Source organism: Devosia psychrophila (assembly GCF_000971275.1).
GTDB lineage: Bacteria > Pseudomonadota > Alphaproteobacteria > Rhizobiales > Devosiaceae > Devosia > Devosia psychrophila.
In genome coordinates this window covers 1-645 of the sequence record NZ_LAPV01000220.1, presented here as the reverse complement: position 1 = coordinate 645, position 645 = coordinate 1, and the positions used below count along the sequence as shown (strand labels likewise).

Sequence of the window (645 nt, the reverse complement as noted above, 5' to 3'; positions counted from 1 at the left end):
GGCTCATTGGAGAGCTTTTGCCGGCTGAACGAGGGCGCAAGTCCCGACCAGCGCAAGACAATCGCCGTTATCTGAACGGCATGCTCCATGTTCTGCGGGTTGGCTGCCCCTGGCGCGACATGCATGAGCGCTATGGCAAGTGGAATTCAGTCTATGTGCGCTTCCGCCGCTGGGCCGAGCAAGGGGTCTGGGATGCCTTGCTCGAGACCCTGGTCGAACTCGGGCTCACCGATGACTGGCAACACATGATCGACAGCACCACGGTGCGCGGCCACAGCCAGGCAGCGGGCGCTAAAGGGGGACCTACAAGGAGGCTTTTGGTCGATCACGCGGCGGCTTTACGTGCAAAATCCACGCCCGCACAGACGGTCAAGGACGCCCTCTTGGCTTTGTCCTCACGGGTGGAGAAGTATCCGACTATGCAGCCGTTCCTGCCTTAATGGCCATGCCGGTGGGCAGGCCGCGGTTGCTCCTGGCCGACAAAGGCTACGATGGCGACGCCGTACGCCAGGATCTGCTGTTGAGCGGCATTGTTCCGGTGATCCCACCCAAAGCCAACCGCAAGAACCCGCCCCCATGCGACTTCAAGGCATACAAGGACCGCAACCGCATCGAACGCATGTTCAACAGGCTCAAGCAGTTCCG

1 pseudogene is annotated in these 645 nt (G+C 61.2%); it reads left to right on the top strand.

The features are described from left to right. Positions 1-645, top strand: a pseudogene (locus WH91_RS25665) (IS5 family transposase); the annotation flags it as partial.